Annotated in this window: 15 protein-coding genes, 1 other RNA gene and 1 riboswitch; of the genes, 8 read left to right on the forward strand and 8 right to left on the reverse strand. The window is 69.9% G+C overall.

Features of this window, described 5'->3' with window-relative positions:
• Window positions 1-34: 34 nt before the first annotated feature.
• Window positions 35-2,611, forward strand: a complete 2,577-nt coding sequence (locus B128_RS0107160; protein WP_018111603.1) for a tetratricopeptide repeat protein — start codon at window positions 35-37, stop codon at window positions 2,609-2,611.
• Window positions 2,612-2,615: 4 nt separating this feature from the next.
• Here the strand turns inward: B128_RS0107160 and B128_RS13365 are convergent, their stop codons facing one another.
• The 7 genes from B128_RS13365 to rimP all read right to left on the reverse strand — a co-directional run bounded on the left by B128_RS13365 (window position 2,616) and on the right by rimP (window position 9,815).
• Complete coding sequence (locus B128_RS13365; RefSeq protein ID WP_018111604.1) at window positions 2,616-3,533, reverse strand: hypothetical protein; 918 nt, start codon at window positions 3,531-3,533, stop codon at window positions 2,616-2,618.
• A 106-nt stretch (window positions 3,534-3,639) separates the two neighbouring features.
• Window positions 3,640-5,847, reverse strand: a complete 2,208-nt coding sequence (gene secD, locus B128_RS0107170; protein ID WP_018111605.1) for a protein translocase subunit SecD — start codon at window positions 5,845-5,847, stop codon at window positions 3,640-3,642.
• Window positions 5,848-5,946: 99 nt separating this feature from the next.
• Entirely contained in the window at window positions 5,947-6,243 is a 297-nt protein-coding gene (locus B128_RS13370) for a hypothetical protein (protein ID WP_018111606.1), read from the reverse strand.
• A gap of 8 nt (window positions 6,244-6,251) precedes the next feature.
• Complete coding sequence (infB, locus tag B128_RS0107180) at window positions 6,252-7,967, reverse strand: translation initiation factor IF-2 (RefSeq protein WP_018111607.1); 1,716 nt, start codon at window positions 7,965-7,967, stop codon at window positions 6,252-6,254.
• Entirely contained in the window at window positions 7,936-8,211 is a 276-nt protein-coding gene (locus B128_RS12680) for a YlxR family protein (RefSeq protein WP_083922101.1), read from the reverse strand. The genes infB and B128_RS12680 overlap by 32 nt, the downstream gene beginning before the upstream one ends.
• Window positions 8,211-9,377: a transcription termination factor NusA gene (gene nusA / locus B128_RS0107185; protein WP_018111608.1), complete on the reverse strand. Its 1,167-nt coding sequence runs from the start codon at window positions 9,375-9,377 to the stop codon at window positions 8,211-8,213. Before nusA ends, B128_RS12680 begins: the two co-directional genes overlap by 1 nt.
• Window positions 9,378-9,389: 12 nt before the next feature.
• Window positions 9,390-9,815: a ribosome maturation factor RimP gene (rimP, locus tag B128_RS0107190; protein ID WP_026175102.1), complete on the reverse strand. Its 426-nt coding sequence runs from the start codon at window positions 9,813-9,815 to the stop codon at window positions 9,390-9,392.
• A gap of 157 nt (window positions 9,816-9,972) precedes the next feature.
• On the opposite strand from rimP, the gene ssrA reads away from it, so the two are divergent.
• From ssrA to B128_RS13375, 7 genes are all read left to right on the forward strand, one after another.
• Window positions 9,973-10,322: a transfer-messenger RNA gene (gene ssrA, locus B128_RS12685) on the forward strand.
• A 94-nt stretch (window positions 10,323-10,416) separates the two neighbouring features.
• Window positions 10,417-10,537: riboswitch (FMN riboswitch) on the forward strand.
• 2 nt (window positions 10,538-10,539) lie between these two features.
• Window positions 10,540-11,673: a bifunctional diaminohydroxyphosphoribosylaminopyrimidine deaminase/5-amino-6-(5-phosphoribosylamino)uracil reductase RibD gene (gene ribD, locus B128_RS0107195; RefSeq protein WP_018111610.1), complete on the forward strand. Its 1,134-nt coding sequence runs from the start codon at window positions 10,540-10,542 to the stop codon at window positions 11,671-11,673.
• Window positions 11,674-12,258 (forward strand): riboflavin synthase, encoded by a 585-nt coding sequence (locus tag B128_RS0107200; protein WP_018111611.1) that lies wholly within the window; start codon window positions 11,674-11,676, stop codon window positions 12,256-12,258.
• Window positions 12,258-13,457, forward strand: a complete 1,200-nt coding sequence (locus B128_RS0107205; RefSeq protein WP_018111612.1) for a bifunctional 3,4-dihydroxy-2-butanone-4-phosphate synthase/GTP cyclohydrolase II — start codon at window positions 12,258-12,260, stop codon at window positions 13,455-13,457. The genes B128_RS0107200 and B128_RS0107205 overlap by 1 nt, the downstream gene beginning before the upstream one ends.
• Window positions 13,458-13,479: 22 nt before the next feature.
• The gene (locus B128_RS0107210; RefSeq protein ID WP_018111613.1) at window positions 13,480-15,597 is read left to right on the forward strand and encodes a VWA domain-containing protein; all 2,118 of its coding nucleotides are present in this window, start codon (window positions 13,480-13,482) and stop codon (window positions 15,595-15,597) included.
• 38 nt (window positions 15,598-15,635) lie between these two features.
• Window positions 15,636-16,550, forward strand: coding sequence for an MBL fold metallo-hydrolase (locus tag B128_RS0107215; protein WP_018111614.1), 915 nt, complete (start codon window positions 15,636-15,638; stop codon window positions 16,548-16,550).
• Window positions 16,551-16,603: 53 nt separating this feature from the next.
• Window positions 16,604-16,948 (forward strand): hypothetical protein, encoded by a 345-nt coding sequence (locus B128_RS13375; RefSeq protein ID WP_018111615.1) that lies wholly within the window; start codon window positions 16,604-16,606, stop codon window positions 16,946-16,948.
• Here the strand turns inward: B128_RS13375 and B128_RS0107225 are convergent.
• Window positions 16,902-17,390, reverse strand: a complete 489-nt coding sequence (locus B128_RS0107225; protein WP_018111616.1) for a PaaI family thioesterase — start codon at window positions 17,388-17,390, stop codon at window positions 16,902-16,904. The two genes, B128_RS13375 and B128_RS0107225, sit on opposite strands and share 47 nt — an antisense overlap.
• Window position 17,391 lies beyond the last annotated feature (1 nt).

The following is a 17,391-nucleotide window of genomic DNA, read 5'->3' on the forward strand; positions in this document are numbered from 1 at the left end:
CTGCTCCCGGCCCCCTTTGGGGCAGAATGAAGGCGTGCCCTATCCGGTGCCCCCCTCGAGGCTCCTCCCTCCCCGCACGGCCAAGGAGGTGCGGCGGTTCCGCCCCATCCGCCTGGTGGAGGCGGCCTTCCAGGGAAGCCCTGGGGTGGTCCTGGCCGCGGGGGCGGGGTACGGCAAGACCAGCCTGGCCTCGGAGTTCCCCGGGGTGTACGTGGCCCTGGCCGAAGAGGCCAAGGACCCGGCGGTCCTCCTCTGGCACCTTCTGGCCGCCTACGGGGAGCGGGCCCCCTTGGAGGAGGTGGCGGCCCTTCTGGAGGGAGGGGCCTGGCCCCGGGCCCTGGAGGCCCTTCTGGCGGCCTTGGAGCCCTTGGGGCCCCACTTCCTGGTCCTGGACGAGGCTCACCGGGCGGAAAGCCCCGAGGCCCTGCGCCTCCTGCGGGGCCTGGGCCAGCTTCCCGGCCTGAAGCTTCTGGTCCTCTCCCGCAAGGCGGCCCCCTTCGCCTTTTTCCGGGTGCTGGCCGAGCGGGAGCTGGCCTTTGACCCCGAGGAGGCCTGCGGTCTGGCCAAGGCCCTGGCCCCCGAGCTCCCCGCCTTTGAGGTGGAGCGGGCCCATTCCCTGGTAGGGGGCTGGCCTTTGGGCCTCAGGGTGGTCCTCCTGGCCATGCGCCGGGGGCTTAGGCCCGAGGTGGCCCTGGAAAGCGCCGAGGGGCTTCTTTCCTACCTGGCCTACGGCCTGCCCCCAGAGGTGCTCCGGGAGGCGGCCCGCCTGGCCCTTCTGGGGGAGGTGCCCAAGGCTGAGGCCCAGGGCCTCCTCCCCTATGCCCAGGACCTCCTCCTGGAGGAGCGGGAGGGGCGTCTGGCCTTCCACCCCCTGGTGCGGAGCGCCCTAAAAGGCCTTCTGCCCGAGGCGGAGGCCCGGGCCCTCCTTGCCCAAGCGGCTGAGGCAGCCTTGGCCCAGGGGGAGGGGGTGCGGGCGGCGGAGTTCCTGCTGGAGGCGGGCCGGCTCGGCCATGCCGCGGACCTCCTCCTGCGGGAGGGGTTTGCCTGGCTGGAGCGGGGGCTCACCTACACCGTGCTCCGCCTCCTGAGCCACCTCCCCCTCCCCCTGCGGCAGGGGCGCAGGGGCCTCCTCCTCCTCGAGGCCGAAGCCCTGCGCCAGGCCGGGCGCTACCCCGAGGCGGAGGCTGCCTACCAGGAGGCCCTAAGGGCTGGGGAGGAGCGGGCTTATTTGGGCCTGGTCCGCCTCTTTCTGGACTCGGTGGAGCCCGCCCGGGCCCGGCCCTACCTGGAGGAGGCCCTAAGGCGTTTTCCCGAGGAGGCCAGGCCCCTTCTGGCGGAGAACCTGCTCAACGAGGGCCGGGTGGCGGAGGCTGAGGCCCTGGGGATGGGCGGGGCCCGGCTCCTTCTGCGCCAGGGAAAGCCGGAGGCCGCCCTGGCTCTCCTGCGCCAGGCCAGGGACCCGGGCCTCCACCGCCCGCCCCAGAACCACCGGGAGGGGAGCCTGCTTCGGGCCCTCCTGGAGTGCGTGGCTGGGGACGCCAGGGAGGGGCTGGCCTTTGCTGAGCGGGGCCGGCGGGAGGCCGAGGTGCTGGGAAGTCCCTTCGGGGTGGCCCTGGCCGAGGCCCGGCGGGGGCACGCCCTCCTGGCCCTGGGGCGCCTGGCGGAGGCGGAGGCCGCCTACCGGGCGGCCATGGACCTGGCGGAGGGGGGGCCGGCCCGGCTCAAGGTGGAGGCCCTGGCGGGCTTGGCCGCCTTGGGTGAGGAGGGGGCTTACGGGGAGATGGTGCGGCTTTGCCGGGCCTCGGGGGACCTCTGGGTGGAGGGGTTCTTGACCCTGATGGTGGCCTTAGCCCGGCTCCGGCAGGGGGAGGCCTTTCCCCTGCCGGCACTTCCCCTGCTGGACCCCTTCCTCGGGGCCTTGGCCGGGGCCTATCCCTTCCGGGAAGGGTGGGAGGGGCTTTTGGAGCGCTACCCCTTCCTGGCCAAACCCACCCTCTTTGCCCCTCCCCTGCCCCGGGTGCGCCGGGCCCTCTGGCGGCTTGGGCGGCTGGCCCTGCCCTACCACCCCGGGGTGCGGGTGGAGGTCCTGGCCCTGGGGGGGTTCCAAGTACGGGTGGAGGGCAGGCCGGTGCGCTTCCGGCGGGAAAAGGCCCGGCTCCTCCTGGCCTTGTTGAGCACTCAGGCCTGGGACAGAGAGGCGCTGGAGGAGGCCCTGGGGGTATCCCCTGGGGAGTTTCGCGTGCTCTGGTGGGAGGTGGTGGGCGCCCTGGAGCCCGGCCGGCCCAAGGGGGCCCCGCCCTACTTCCTCCGCACCCGGCCCTACGGGCTTCACCTCGAGGCCCCCGAGCTCTACCTGGACCTCCTGGACTCCCAGGCCCCCCCGGCCCTGCCCTTCCAGGGCCTGGACCATCCCTTTTTGGAGGACTGGGGCCGGGCCTGGGCCGAGGCCAGGCGCCGGGCCCTCCTGCAAAGCCCCAACCCCGGGGACTGGCTCCAGGCCCTGCGCCTGGACCCCCTGGACGAGGAGGCCCTTGCCCGCCTCCGGGCTACTCCCCTCTACCCCGAGGCCTCCCGCCTTCACCAGGAGGCCCTGGAGGAGTTGGGCCTCTAGCCCCTCACTCCCAAGGCCCGGCCGCCGCCTCCTGAAGGAGGACGAGGGTGGGCTGGCAGGCGGGGGGCCTAGTCTCCAGGGCCCGGGCCAGGGCCTCCCCTTGGCCAAAGGCCAGGCTGGGGATCAGGTAGAAGGCGAGGCTTTTCACCCCTTCCCAGGCCTCCTGGGCCAGGCCTGGGTCTGGGGACTGGCAGGCCTCCTGCACCAGGCTTTGCAGGCGCTCCAGGGTGGCCAGGGGGTCCCGGGGCCAGAGGTCCAGGCCAAGCCCTGCCTCCAGGGCGAAGAGGAGGTCCATGGCCGCCTCCTTGGCCTCATCGGGATGGCGGAAGATGGAGGGTGGAGCCGAGGCGGGGTAGAGGGCCCGGAGGGCGGCCAGGTTCTCCGCCACCCTTTCCTGCACCGGGGAAGGCAGATGGGGCCTAAGTTCCTCCAGATGGATCTGGAGGTGCCAGAGGAGGAAGAACCCCAGGCGGTAGGCCTCCTTATTGAGGAGGAAGCCCTGCCGGTAGCCCTCGGCTACCCCCAGGGCCATCTGGACCAGCAGGCCCGCCTTTAGGCCCGGGGTGGGGTTGGGCACCAACTGGGCCTGGGCCCGGCTCAGGAGAGGCGAGGCCCTCTGGGCCAGGGCCCGCAGGCCTTCCGGTTCCTCCTCGCTTAGGCGCTTGGCCTCGGCCAGGAGGGCGGCCACCTGGGAGAGGAGCTCGGGATGCGCCCCCAGGCTTCCCGCCCAGAGGGCATGGGCCTGGAAGAGGTGGGCGAGGGTGCCTTCCGTGGGGGCTTCGGCCAGGGCCTCGAGGCCCGCCCTTAGCCACTCCCCGGCCCAGAGGAGCCGCACCTCCCGCGCCAGGAGGAGGGGCTCCCCCAGGGCCCAGGGGCCCAAAAGAACGCCCAGCGCCAGGAGGCGGCAAGGCCAGCCGGCCATGTTCTCCTCCGAATCCTTCCCTGAGGATAGGGCCGGGTCCCGTCCCCGATTGTGGATTGGGAAAGCATGCCCCCCGCGGCCGGCCGCGGGGGGTTTGGGGGAGGCTTTAAGCCGCCTTCTTGGCCTGCTGCTGGCGCAGGTTCTTCCAGAAGACCACCAGGGCGCTCACCACGTAGATGGAGCTGTAGGTCCCCACGAAGATCCCCACGAAGATGGCTAGGGAGAAGTCCCGGAGGACGCTTCCTCCCAGGAAGAGGAGGGCGATGATGGGCAGGAGGGTGGTGAGGCTGGTCATCACCGTGCGGGAGAGGGTCTGGTTGATGGAGCGGTTCACGAGCTCTCGGTAGGGAACGCCCCTTAGAAGCTTCTGATTCTCGCGGATACGGTCGGAGACCACGATGGAGTCGTTGATGGAGTACCCCACGATGGTGAGGAGGGCGGCGATGGTGGGGATGGAGAACTCCAGGCCCAAAAGGCTGTACATCCCCGCCACGATGGCCACGTCGTGGGCCACGGCGATCACGCTGGCCACCCCGAAGGTCCAGTCAAAGCGGAAGGCCACGTAGATGAGGATGAGGCCGAGGCCCACCAGCACCGCCATCACCGCATCGCGGCGGAGCTCCGAGCCGATGGCGGGCCCCACGGTCTCGGAGGTGAGCACGGTGGCCTTCAGCTCCGCGCCGAAAAGCCTTTCCAGCTCCAGGCGCTTCTCATCGGGCAGGGGAGGGAGTTTCAGGGAGAACTCCTTGTGCTCCGCGGTGGGGGCCTGCACCTCGGTGATCACCGCCTCCTTGGCGGGGAAGCCTTTGGCCTCCAGGAAGCGCCTCAGGGTGTCCACCCCCACCTCAGGGGGGGTGCGCAGGGTGTAGGCGGTGCCCCCGGTGAAGTCAATGGCGTAGTTGAACCCCTTGGTGAAGACCACCCCCGCGGCCGCCACCGCCAGGAGCAGGGTGGCCATGGTGATGTAGCGGGCCGGGCCCATGAAGTTGAACCGGGGGTCCACCAGCCACATGGGGGGGCGGATCTCCCCGCGGTCCGCCAGGCGCTCCAGGAGGTAGCGGCTGAAGACCAGGTTGGAGAAGACGCTGGCCACCACCCCGATGGCCAGGATCACGGCAAAGCCCCGCACCGGCCCGGTGGCGTACTGGTAAAGGGCCGCCGCCGCCAGGAGGTGGGCGATGTTCACGTCCAGGATGGTGAGGGTGGAGTGCTTGAACCCCTCGGGGATGGCCTGGCGGAAGCGCTTGCCTGCCCGTAGCTCCTCCTTGATGCGCTCAAAGGAGAGCACGTTGCCGTCCACCGCCGCCCCCAGGGTGAGGACCAAGCCGGCGATGCCCGGCAGGGTGAGGGTGGCCCCCAGGCCGGAGAGGAGGCCCAGGATGAGGGCCGAGGTGTAGATGAGGCCCAGGGAGGCTACCAGTCCTAGACTCGGCCCGTAGTAGGCGAAGATGAGGAGGAAGATGGCCAGGGTGCCGATGAGGGCGGAGCGGATCCCCGCCTGGATGGCGTCTTGGCCTAGGGTGGGGCCGATGGCCCGGATCTCCGCCACCTTGAGGGGCACGGGCAGGGCCCCGGAGCGCAGGACCAGGGCGATCTCGCTGGCCTCCTCGAGGCCGGAAAGCCCCTCAATCACCGCCTGCCCCCCGGTGATGGCCTGGCGGATTACGGGGGCGGTGTAGACCTTGCCGTCCAGGACGATGGCCAGTTGCTTGCCCACGTTGGCCCGGGTGACCTCCTCAAACTTCTTGGCCCCCTCGGGGGTGAAGGTGAGGGCCACCTGGGGGCGGCCGAACTGGTCAAACACCGCCCGGGCGTCGGCCAGGTCCGCCCCCGTGAGGAGGGGGGGGCCCAGGTCCTCGGGCTTGATCAGATCCTTTTCCAGGTCTTCCCGTTTGAGGCGCGGGTTTTCCCGCAGAGCCTGGTTGATCTGGGCCACGGTGGTCCCGGTGGCCCCTTCCTTCAGGATGCGGAACTCCAGCACCGCCCGCTGGCCGATGAGCTTCAGGGCCCGGTCCTGGTCGGCCTGGGAGAGGCCGGGCAGTTCCACCACGATGCGCTTTTGCCCCTGGATCTGGATGAGGGGTTCGGCCACCCCCAGGGCGTTGATGCGGTTTTCCAACACCGTGCGGGCCTTTTCCAGGTCGTCGGGGGTGGGATTTTCCACGTCCGCTTCCAGGACAATCCGCAGGCCCCCCTTGAGGTCCAGGCCCAGCTTCACTTTGGGCTCCTGGGGGGCCCAGGGCTTCCAGACGAAGAGGAGGGCTAGGAGGAAGAGACCAAGCAGAAAGAGGCCTTGGATAAGCTTTCGGTTCATGGGTGTTCCTCGCAAAAGGGTCGGGTTGCCTTAGGCCGGGGAAGCCCTCTTGCCCCTCTCCCCAGCCCCTTCCCGCAGGCTGGGGAGGCGGGGGGTAGGTTAGCCCCCCTCCAGCTGCAGGCGCCGGTAGAGGAGGTAGAGGGTGGGGGAGGGAGGGGGCGGGGGAAGGGCCAGGGCTGGCCCTTCTCCCAAGGGCCGGGGCAGGGCGCGGGGGGGCTTGGGGGAGGTGGCGAGGAGGGAGGGGAGGCTTCCCCCGCTCCGCTCCTCCTTCAGGGCCAAAACCCCGCCCTTGGCGGCGAGGCCCGCCTGGGCCTCCTCCCTGGGGGCGGGCAGGGCCACGCCCTGGAGGAGGAGGGCCAGGCTGGCCCATAGGGGGAGAAGCCTGCCCCAGCGCACCCTACCCCCTAAGCGGGCACCTCCACCATCTGGAAGGCCTCTATGATGTCCCCTTCCTGGAAGTCGTCAAAGCCCTCGAGGCCAATCCCACACTCGTACCCCTGGGCCACCTCCCGCACGTCCTCCTTGAAGCGCTTGAGGCTGGCGAACTTGCCCTTCCAGACCTCCTGGCCCTTGCGCAGGACCCGCACCTCCGCGTTCCGGGGAATGCGGCCCTGGGTGACCATGCACCCCGCCACCTGTTTACCCGTGGGCAGGCGGAAGATGGCCCGCACCTCGGCCCGGCCCAGGACCTCCTCCTTGTACTGGGGCTCCTTCTGCCCCTTGACCATGGCCCGCACCTCGTCAATGAGGTCGTAGATGATGCGGAAGGTCTTGAGCAGGACCCCCTTCTGCTCCGCGGCCTTCTTCACGGAGCCCGCCGGGTTGACGCCGAAGGCCAAAATGGCCGCCCCCGCCGTCTGGGCCAGGAGGACGTCCGACTCCGTGGGGGCTCCCACCTGGGCCAGGAGGACGTTGATCTGCACCTCCTCCGTGCTCTCCCTGGCCAGGATGTGCTGGATGGCCTCCAAGGAGCCCTGGGTGTCCGCCCGCAGGATCAGGTTCACCTCCTTGCGGCCCTCCTCCTGCAAGGCCCGCAGGAGGTCGGCCATGGTCCTGGGGCGGCGCTCGGCCTCCTTCTCTTCCCGGGCCTTGCGTTCCTCCTTGCGTTCCTCGGTGATCTCCTTGGCGGCCTCCAGGTCCGGCACCCACTCCACCACATCCCCCGCGTGGGGGAGTTCCTGGAAGCCCAGGACCTGCACGGCGCTTCCCGGGCCCGCCTCCTTGCGCTGGTTGCCGTCGGCGTCCATCATGGCCCGGATGCGGCCAAAAACCTCCCCGGCCACCACGTGGTCCCCCACCCGGAAGGTCCCCTCCTGGACCAGCATGTTGGCGATGATGCCCGCCTGCTTGTCCAGCTTGGACTCCAGCACCACCCCCCGGGGCTCGGCGTTGGGGTCGGCCCGGTAGTCCTCCAGCTCGGCGATGAGGAGGATCATCTCCAGGAGGTCCTGCACCCCCATGCCGGTCTTGGCGCTGATGGGGACGATGATGGCGTCGCCGCCGTACTCCTCGGGCACGAAGCCCCGCTCCATGAGCTGCCGCTTCACCCGCTCGGGGTCTGCCTGGGGGAGGTCCATCTTGTTCAGGGCAAAGATGATCTTGGCCCCGGCGGCCTTGGCGTGGGCGATGGCCTCCTCGGTCTGGGGCATGATGCCGTCGTCGGCGGCGATGACGATGATGGCGATGTCCGCCACCCTGGCCCCCCGCTGCCGGATGGTGGTGAAGGCCTCGTGCCCCGGGGTGTCTATGAAGACCACCGTGCCCTGGGGCGTCTTCACCTCAAAGGCCCCCACGTGCTGGGTGATGCCCCCGGCTTCCTTCTCGGCGATGCGGCTTTTGCGCAGGTAGTCCAGGAGGGTGGTCTTCCCGTGGTCCACGTGGCCCATGATCACCACCACGGGGGGGCGCTTGGGAAGGGCCTTGCGGCGCTCCTCCTCCGCCTGCTTGGCCGCCAGGCCCCGCTGTTCCTTCACCAGTTCCCGCACCGCCTCCGCATCCTCCTCGGAGAGGGTGGAGGCGTGGGACTTGTAGGCCACCCCCATCTGGGAAAGGAGCTCCAAAAGCTCCTCGTTTTCCATGCCCAGCTCTTTAGCCAGCTGGTAAATGCGAATTTTGCCCATCCTTACCTCCCAACTGCGCCGCCAGGAGCTCGGAAAGGGCCTTGGCCCGGCCCCCGGCGAAGCGCCTCAGCTTTTTCTCCGTCCAGCACTCCGGAGTGTCGGGGCAGACGTAGGCCCCCCGCCCCGGGAGCTTGCCCGTGGAATCTATGCGGAACCCCTCTGGGGTGAGCAGGATGCGCAGGAGTTCCCCCTTGGGCCGCCTCCGGCGGCAGGCCACGCACATGCGTAGGGGTACGTGGGGCATCACTCGGAGAGATCCCGGAAGAGCCGCTCAAACTCCTCTTTCTTGGACCGGCTTGGGGCCTCGGCCTCCTCCTGGGCCGCCCGGCGGATGGCCTCGTCCAGGTCGGAGATCTCCGCCTCCTCAAAGTGGATGTCGTAGCCGGTGAGCTTGGAGGCCAGGCGCACGTTCTGCCCCCCGGTGCCGATGGCCAGGGAGTGCTGGTCCTTGGTCACCTTCACCCGGGCCTTCTTGGCCTCACCGTCCAGCTCTATGGAGCCCACCTGGGCGGGGGAGAGGGCGTTGCGGATGAACTCCTTGGGGTCTTTGGACCAGAGGATGATGTCCACCTTCTCCCGGCCCAACTCGGCGGAGACCGCCTGGATGCGCTGCCCCTTGTGCCCGATGCAGGCCCCGATGGGGTCCACGTTGGGGTTGTGGCTGGTCACCGCCACCTTGCTCCGGCGCCCGGGCTCGCGGGCGATGGCCTTGATCTCCACAATCCCTTCGGCGATCTCCGGGACCTCCTGCTTGAGGAGGTGCTCCAGGAGCTTCTCGTGGGCCCGGCTCACGATCAGGGAGGGCCCCTTGGCGGAGCGGTCCACCTTCTTCAGGTAGATCTTGAGGCGCTGCCCCGGGTAGTAGCGCTCCGTGGGGATCTGCTCGCTCTTGGGCAGGTAGGCCTCCCCCCGGCCCAGCTCCACGAAGACGTTGCCCCGGTTGTCCACCCGGGTCACCACCCCGGTGAGCACCTGGCCTTCCTTGTCCTTGTACTCGTTGTAGATGCGGTTGCGCTCCGATTCCTTGAGGCGTTGGGTGAGGATCTGGCGCAGGTCCTGGATGGCCATGCGGGAGAGGCCCTCGGGGTCAATGGGGAACTCCATCTCGTCCCCCACCTGGACCTCGGGGTCGTACTGCAGGGCGTCGGAAAGGGCGATGTCCTTGTCGGGGTCCTCCACCTTCTCCACCACCCGCCGGACCTCCACCATCTCTATCCGCCCGGTCTGGGGGTCAATGTAGACGTCCACCTCGGGGCCTTTGCCCGCGTCTATCTCCTCTTTTTTGTACCCCTTCTGCCGCTTGATGTAGGCCTTGCGCAGGGCCTCCTTGAAGGCCTCGAGGACCTCATCGGTGCTCACCCCCCGCTCCAAGGCCAGCTGCTGCATGGCGTCAATGAACTCCCGGTTCATGCTCCTAACCTCCTACCTGGGCTCCTCGGGCCACTCGGCGAGGTGGGCGCGGAAGGTGCCGATCTTGAGGCGCTTCTCCTCCAGGTTCACCTGGAAGACCACCTCCTCCCCCTCCACGCGCAGAATGCGGCCGGTGAACCCGCCGGGGCCCGGCACCTTGGCCTTGAGGCCCTGGAAGCGTTCAAAGTGGCGGCGGGTAAAGAGGGGGCGTTTGGGTCCGGGGGATTCCACCAGGAGGCGGTAGCTCCCGGGGATAGGGTCCTCCCGGTCCAGCGCCGCCTCAATGTGGCGGCTTGCCTGCTCCAGGTCGGCCACGCTGATGGGCCGCTCGTCCTTGCGCTCCAGCCGCACCAAGACCTCCCCGGGGGTTTCCCGGACCTCCAGGACCTCGAGGCCCAAAGGCTCCACCGCTTCCTCCACCAGCCGCCAAAGGTCCACCGGCACCTCCTCACCTCCCTTCACAAAGGAAGGGTGGGCTTACACCCACCCCCCTCCCTTGGGAGCACTGGGCTCAGTTTACACCCAAGGGCCTCTTGACCACAACCCCTTTAGCCTGCTACACTCAAGTCTGCCGGTCCGAACCCGGTCTTCACATGGGGGTGAACGGTCTCGACGGGGGTCACCGAGGGCAAGGCGGCGCGCCGAGGTGCGGGTGGCCTCGTAAAAACCCGCAAAAGAATAAAGGCCAACAAGCCTGCTTACGCCCTCGCGGCTTAATGCCCGCGACCTCGCCTGGAAGCCCTGCCGGGGGCTCGCCAGCGCGGGGACACCAAACCCGGCTAGCCGAGGGCAAGGCTCCGTAGCCTGAGGCGAAGTTAAGCGGAGCTAGCCCCTGGCCGCCCGTCCGCGGGCCAAGCCAGGGGGACACCCGAAACGCGGACTACGCGCGTAGAAGCCCGCCGTAGGGACCTTCGGACGGGGGTTCAACTCCCCCCACCTCCACCAAAAGGGGCGCCCAAGGGGCGCCCCAAACCCTTTGTGGGGAGGGCCGGACATTTTTCCCCTCGGGACCTGCTAAAGTGAGCATGGTGCCATCTGGCACCTCCTTCGGGGCGGGGTGGAAGTCCCCACCGGCGGTGAAAGCCCGCGAAGCCCCTTTGGGGCCCGACCCGGTGGAACTCCGGGGCCGACGGTGAAAGTCCGGATGGGAGAAGGAGGGCCTTTGCGAGCGCTGGACGAACGGTTTCTTCGTAGAGCCCTGCAACTGGCGGAAAGGGCCCGCGGCCACACCCACCCCAACCCCCTGGTGGGGGCGGTGCTGGTGAAGGAGGGGCGCATCCTGGGGGAGGGGTACCACCCCAAGGCGGGGGAGCCCCACGCGGAGGTCTTCGCCCTGAGGGTGGCGGGGGAGGCGGCCCGGGGGGCCACGGCCTACGTCTCTCTGGAGCCCTGCAACCACTTTGGCCGCACCCCCCCGTGTTCCCTGGCCCTCCTGGAGGCCGGGGTGGCCCGGGTGGTGGTGGCGGCCCGGGACCCCAATCCCCTGGCCCAGGGGGGGCTGGAGCGGCTTAAGGCGACAGGGGTGGCGGTGGAGGCCGGCCTTCTGGAAGCGGAGGCCAGGGCGCAGAACGAAGTCTTCTTCACGGTCCAGAGGAAGGGGCTTCCCTTCGTCCTCCTCAAGGCCGCCCTCACCTTAGACGGCAAGGTGGCGGCCCCCTCGGGGGATGCCCGCTGGGTGAGCGCTGAGGAAAGCCGCCGGGTGGCCCAGGCTTACCGGCAGTGGCTACCCGCGGTGATGGTGGGGGTGGGCACGGTGCTCCAGGACGACCCTGCCCTCACCGTGCGGGAGCCCGACTTCCGCCCTTTCCCCCTCATGCTGGAACCCCCGCCCCTCCGGGACCCGGTGAAGGTGGTCCTGGATACCGAGGCCAAAACCCCTCCCACCGCCCGCCTCTTCCAACCCGGTCCCCGGGGGGAGGCGGCCCGGGTTCTGGTCCTGGTGGGGCGCGGGGCTCCCAAGGAGCGGATCAAGGCCCTCGAGGCCGCCTCCGCCCGGGTGGTGGAGCTTCCCCGGGAGGGGGGGCGGGTGAGCCTGGAGGCCGCCTTGGCCTTCCTCCTGGAGGAGGGGCTGGACGGGGTCCTCCTGGAGGGGGGGCCCAGGCTGGCCGGGGCCTTCTGGGAGCAGGGTCTGGTGGACAAGCTGGCCCTCTTCCTGGCCCCCAAGCTCCTGGGGGAGGGGAGGGGGCTTTTGGAGGGCGTTGCCCTGGAGCGCATGGCCGAGGCCAAAAGGCTCCGCCTGGTGCGGCGGGAGTGGCTGGGGGACGACCTTTGGCTGGAGGCCTATCCGGAGGTGTGAGTGTTCACGGGACTCATTGAGGAAACCGGCGAGATCCTAAAGGTGGAGGAAGGCCCCTTCCTCAGGGTGCGGATTGCCGCCCAAGAGGTTCTTTCCGACCTGAAGGTGGGGGACTCGGTGGCGGTGGACGGGGTCTGCCTCACCGCGGTGGCCGTGGACGGGGAGGGGTTCTGGGTGGAGCTGGCCCAGGAAACCCTGCGCCGCACCGCCCCCACCTGGCGGGTGGGGCACCGGCCCAACCTGGAACGGGCCCTCAGGGTGGGGGACCGCCTGGGGGGGCACTTCGTCACCGGACACGTGGACGGGGTGGCGGAGCTGGTGGCCATCCAGGAGGCCCCGGGGGCCAGGGACTACCACTTCCGGCCTCCCAGGGCGCTGGCCCGGTACATCGCGGAGAAGGGAAGCGTGGCCCTCAACGGGGTCTCCCTCACCGTGGCCCGACTTTCGGGGGAGGTCTTCTTCGTCACCCTCATCCCCCACACCCTCAAGGTGACCAACCTGGGAAACCTGCGGGTGGGGGACGGGGTGAACCTGGAGGTGGACCTCATCGCCCGCTACCTGGAAAGGCTCATGCGGGGGGAGTGATGCCAGAACTGGCCGACGTCAAGGAACTTTTGCAGGAGCTTCGCCAGGGCCGCCCGGTGATCCTGGTGGACGACGAGGACCGGGAGAACGAGGGCGACCTCATCATGGCCGCGGAGCACGTCACCCCGGAGTGGGTGAACTTCATGCTCAAGGAGTGCCGGGGGCTCCTCTGCGTGGCCCTGCCCGAGGAGCGGGCTAGGGCCCTGGACCTGCCCCTCATGGTGGAGCGGAACCAGGACCCCCAGGGCACCCGCTTCACCGTGAGCGTGGACGCTAAGGGCACCACCACCGGGATTTCCGCCTACGAGCGGGCGGCCACCATCCGACTTTTGGCCGACCCCGAGGCGGGGCCCCAGGACTTCCGCCGTCCCGGACACATCTTCCCCCTGGTGGCCCGGCCCGGGGGGGTGTTGCGCCGGGCGGGCCACACCGAGGCCACCGTGGACCTCCTGCGCCTGGCCGGCCTCACCCCGGTGGGAAGCCTCATTGAGATACTCAAGGAGGACGGCACCATGGCCCGCCTGCCCGACCTCCTGGAGTTTGCCGCAAGGCACGGGCTCAAGGTGGGCACCATCGCCGACCTCATCCGCTACCGCCTGGAGAAGGGGGACCGGTACGTGCGGCGGGAGGCGGAGGCCCTTCTGCCCACCCGCTTTGGGGAGTTCCGCATCCTGGCCTACCGGGACACCCTCACCGGGGAGGAGCACGCGGCCTTGGTCATGGGCACCTGGGCGCCGGAGGAGCCCGTTTTGGTGCGCATGCACTCCGAGTGCCTCACCGGGGACGCCCTCCATTCCCTGCGGTGCGACTGCGGGTTCCAGCGGGACCTGGCCCTGGAGCGCATCGCCCAGGAGGGGAAGGGGGTCTTGGTCTACCTGCGGCAGGAGGGGCGGGGGATTGGCCTGGCCAACAAGATCCGCGCCTACGCCCTGCAGGACCAGGGGCTGGACACGGTGGAGGCCAACCTGGCCCTGGGCTTTCCCGCCGACCTCCGGGACTACGGGGTGGGGGCCCAGATCCTCTACGACCTGGGGGTGCGCAAGATGCGTCTCCTCACCAACAACCCCCGCAAGGTCAAGGCGCTTTCCGGCTTCGGCATAGAGATCGTGGAGCGCCTCCCCTTGCGGGCCGGGGACAACCCCTACAACGAGCGCTACCTCCAGGCCAAGAAGGAGAAGCTGGGCCACTGGATGGACTGAGGCCCTCCCGTAGCATGGGGGTATGCCCAGGGTCCTCCGGGGGGCGGTCCTCTTCCTGCTCCTCCTGGCCTTTCTGGACCCCAGGTGGCCCCTCTCGGGCCGGGTGGTCTACCTCCTGGACTTTTCCCCTTCGGCCCGGGAGGGGGTCTTCGCCCTGGCGGAGCGCCTGCCCCGGGGGGCCCTTTACCTGGCCTTCGCCGAGCGGGTGGTGCCTCTTCCTTCCCCCACGGCCCGCCGCCTGGACCTGGGGAAAAAGACGGACCTAAAGGCAGCCTTCGCCGCGGCGGAAGCCCTCAGGCCAAGCCGGGTGGTCCTGGTCTCCGATGGGCTTTTTCCCCCCCTGGCGCCTCCTTTTCCCCTGGACGCCCTTTACGTGCCCCCCAAGCCCCACGTGGAGGTCCACCTGGTGCCGCCCCCCTACCCCCTCTATGGGGAGACCGTGGGGGTAGGGGTGGTCCTCGAGGCCCCGGTGGCCACGGAGGCCCGGCTGCGCGTAGAAGGCCCCTCGGGGGTCCTGGAGCGCACCCTGCGGGTGGAGGGGCGGCGGAGCCTGGTCTATACCCTTTCCCTCACCGAGGCGGTAACGGTGCGGGCGGTGGCCGAGGGGTCCTGGGGGAGGAGCGAGGCGGAGGCCCAGGTGGCCCCCGCGGACCGGGGGAAGGCCCTGGTCCTTGGGGACCCGGCCCTGGCCCGCTACCTGGAGGCCCAGGGCTTCCAGGTCTCGGAAGGGCCCTTTCGCCTTCCCCTGGAGGCTGACCTGGTGGCGGTGGGCCTGGGGGTTTTGGACCTGCCGGAAGGGGCCCCGGAGGCCCTGCGAGACTTCCTGCGCCAGGGAGGTGGCCTCCTCTTCACCGCTACCCCCAAAGGCCTCTTCTTCGGGGGCTGGGACCGGGCTCTGCCCGAGGAGCTCCCCCTGAAGCCCTTGGGCCGCAAGGGGGCGGCTTTGGTCCTGGTGCTGGACGTCTCGGGGAGCATGGAGGGGGAGAAGCTCTCCATGGCCCTGGCGGGGGCCCTGGAGCTGGTGCGCTCCGCCGCCCCCGAGGACTATCTGGGGGTGGTCCTTTTCTCCTCCAGCCCCCGGCTCCTCTTTCCCCCCAGGCCCATGACCGCCCAGGCCAAGAAGGAGGCGGAAAGCCTCCTCCTTTCCGTGCGGGCGGGGGGCGGGACGGTGCTTGGGGGAGCTTTTCGGGAGGCGGTGCGGCTTCTGGAGGGGGTGCCGGTGGAGCGGAAGGGGGTCTTGGTCCTCACGGACGGCCTCATCTCCGACCCCAAGGAACCCATCCTGGCCCTGGCCGGGGCCTCGGGCCTCGAGGTGAGCGCCATGGCCCTGGGGCCGGACGCCGACCGGGCCTTCCTGGAGGAGCTGGCCCGCCGGGGCGGGGGGCGGTTCTACCAGGCGGCCACCCCCCGGGAGTTGCCCCGCCTCTTCTTGCGGGAGGGGCAGGAGGTCTTCCAGGGGGAGAGGTTGGAGGGTCGTTTTCCCCTCGAGGCCACCCCCCACCCCCTGACGGAGGGCTTTGCTTTCCCGCCCGTGAGCGTCCTCCTTCCCGCCCGGGCCGAGCCCTGGGCGGAGGTCCTCCTCAGGAGCGGGAAAAGGGCGGTGCTGGCGGTGGGGGAGCGGGGGGAGGGGCGGGTGGCCGCCCTGGCCACCGACCTCAGCCGTTCCTGGCGGGACTGGGAGGGAGCGGCACCCCTTTTGGGTGGGCTCGCCCGGTACCTCATGGGGGCCAGGCGGGGCCTGGCCCTCCAGGCCTACCCCGAGGGGGAGGGGGTGCGGGTGGTGGCCCTGGGGCTTCTGGAGCGCCCCCTCCTCCTGGTGGGGGGGCAGGAGGTGGCCCTGGTGCCCACGGGGCCCCTGCGCCACGAGGCCTGGGTGGCGGGGGAGGGGGTGCTCCTGGACGGCAAGCGCCGCCTCCCCTTGCGCCTCCCCTTGCCGGGGGAGTGGAGCCCCCGGGATGGGCGGGAGGTTCTCCGGGCCATGGCCGAGGCCAGCGGGGGGCGGCTTCTGGCCCCGGAGGACCTCCCCGTGCGGGCCTCTGCCGCCTTGCCCCTGCGGCCCTACCTCCTGGGGCTGGCCCTTGGGCTCTTCCTCCTGGAACGCCTCCTCGAGGCCAGGGTAAGCCGGGCCACCTTGGGGTAGGGCCATCCCTGCTAGCTTGGGCCCTGAGGGGGAAAAGTATGGAACGCCGGGTGTTTCTTAAAGGCGCGGGCTTGTTCTTGATGGCCGGCCTGGCCTCCGGCCAGGCCCCGGGCCGTAGCCCCCGCGGGGTCAATGGGGGCGGGTTCTACCGCTTCCAGGTGGGGGGGATTACCGCCTTTGTCCTCTCCGACGGGCAGTCGGCCCCCGGGCCCCTTTTGCCCAACTGGGGGGCCAACCCTGAGCTCCAGGAGGCCTTCCGCCGCACCCTGGAGGCGCACTTTCTCAACCCCGAGGCCACCCGCAACAACTTCAATCCCCTCCTTCTGGACACTGGCCCAGCCCGCCTCCTGGTGGACACGGGGCGGGGGGTGGCCTCAGGGGGAAGGCTTCTGGAGCACCTGGCCCTGGCGGGGTATGCCCCGGAGGAGATCACCCACGTCTTCCTCACCCACGGCCACCCCGACCACATCGGCGGCCTGGTGGACGGGGAGGGAAGGCCGGTCTTCCCCCGGGCGGAGCTCCTCATGGGGGAGGTGGACCTGGACTACTGGCTGAAAAACCCCTCGGCCGCCGTGACCCGGGCCCTGGTGCCCTTTAGGGAAAGGATTCGCCCCGTCAGGGACGGGGAGGAGGTGCTCCCCGGGGTCAGGGCGGTGGCCTCCTACGGCCACACCCCGGGGCACATGAGCCTCGAGGTCCTCTCCCAGGGCCGGCGGCTTTTCGTGTTCGGGGATGCTGCCGGCCACTACCTCCTCTCCCTGCGCTTTCCCCAGGCCTACCTGGGCTTTGACATGGACCGGGAGCAGGTGGTGCGCACCCGAGCGCGTCTTTTTGCGAAGGTGGCGGAGGAGCGGAGCCTCATCACCGCCTATCACTTCCCCTGGCCGAGCCTGGGCTACATTCGCCGGGCGGGGGAGGGGTACGAGTTCCTCCCCGCCTTCTTTGAGTTTTAGGGCGTGTGCAAAAATCACAAGGGGAGGGTGGCGGGTGATCTTAGCATGGAGCCATGCTCCGCTGGGATGACGAGCTGGACCGGAGGATCCAGCAGGAAAGGGCCTGGCGCGAGGAGATAACGCGTCCCCTGAGGGAGCAGGTGGACCGGCTGGCCCTGGAGAACGCCCGGCTAGGCTACTACCTGCAGACCGCCCAAGAGCGGCTCAAGGCCCTTCAGGCCGAGCGCGATGCCCTGGCCGCGGGCGCCCTTTTCCCCCAGAAGGACCTGGAGGAGGTGCGGAAGGTGCTGGAGGAGGCCTGGCTGGAACTGGCCCTCATGGCTTCCCCGGTGGCGGAGGGCCTAGCCCGCCTCATCCAGCGCCTGGAGCGCTTCTGGGCTGACCGAAGCCCTCCGTGATCTGCACCAGCACGGCTTCCCCCCGCACCGTGAGCGCCCCTTCCGCGTAGAGCTCCGTCTCCACCACCACCTTTTTGCCCTTTACCTCCCGGGCCCGGCCCACCAGGTAGAGCTCAGGCCCCAGGGGGGTGGGCCTCAGGTAGTCCACCTTGAGGCTGGCGGTAACGAAGCGCAAGGGGTTTTCCTCCAGGTTTACCCCCTCGGCCGCCGCCTTGGCAGCGGCGGCCGAGGCGGTGGAGTGGCAGTCCACCAAGGAGGCCAGAAGCCCCCCGTAGACGAAGCCGGGGATGGCGGTGTGGTGGGGGCTTGGGGTGAAGCGGGTCTCGGCCAGCTGGCGCTCGGGGTTCCAGTAGGTCTTGAGGTGCAGGCCGTGGGCGTTCAGGTAGCCGCAGCCGTAGCAGTGGGCCCACTCCGGGGGGTAGTGGAGCTGGATGGCCTTCATG

The organism is Thermus igniterrae ATCC 700962 (assembly GCF_000376265.1).
GTDB classification, from domain to species: Bacteria; Deinococcota; Deinococci; order Deinococcales; family Thermaceae; genus Thermus; species Thermus igniterrae.

Excerpts from the sequence above, each read along its gene's own strand:
- B128_RS0107225 (WP_018111616.1), bottom strand. The coding sequence starts at position 17,390 with ATGAAGGCCATCCAGCTCCACTACCCCCCGGAGTGGGCCCACTGCTAC.
- B128_RS13365 (WP_018111604.1), bottom strand. The coding sequence starts at position 3,533 with ATGGCCGGCTGGCCTTGCCGCCTCCTGGCGCTGGGCGTTCTTTTGGGC.
- B128_RS13375 (WP_018111615.1), top strand. The coding sequence starts at position 16,604 with ATGCTCCGCTGGGATGACGAGCTGGACCGGAGGATCCAGCAGGAAAGG.
- B128_RS0107215 (WP_018111614.1), top strand. The coding sequence starts at position 15,636 with ATGGAACGCCGGGTGTTTCTTAAAGGCGCGGGCTTGTTCTTGATGGCC.
- B128_RS0107210 (WP_018111613.1), top strand. The coding sequence starts at position 13,480 with ATGCCCAGGGTCCTCCGGGGGGCGGTCCTCTTCCTGCTCCTCCTGGCC.
- B128_RS12680 (WP_083922101.1), bottom strand. The coding sequence starts at position 8,211 with ATGCCCCACGTACCCCTACGCATGTGCGTGGCCTGCCGCCGGAGGCGG.
- nusA (WP_018111608.1), bottom strand. The coding sequence starts at position 9,377 with ATGAACCGGGAGTTCATTGACGCCATGCAGCAGCTGGCCTTGGAGCGG.
- secD (WP_018111605.1), bottom strand. The coding sequence starts at position 5,847 with ATGAACCGAAAGCTTATCCAAGGCCTCTTTCTGCTTGGTCTCTTCCTC.
- B128_RS0107205 (WP_018111612.1), top strand. The coding sequence starts at position 12,258 with ATGCCAGAACTGGCCGACGTCAAGGAACTTTTGCAGGAGCTTCGCCAG.
- infB (WP_018111607.1), bottom strand. The coding sequence starts at position 7,967 with ATGGGCAAAATTCGCATTTACCAGCTGGCTAAAGAGCTGGGCATGGAA.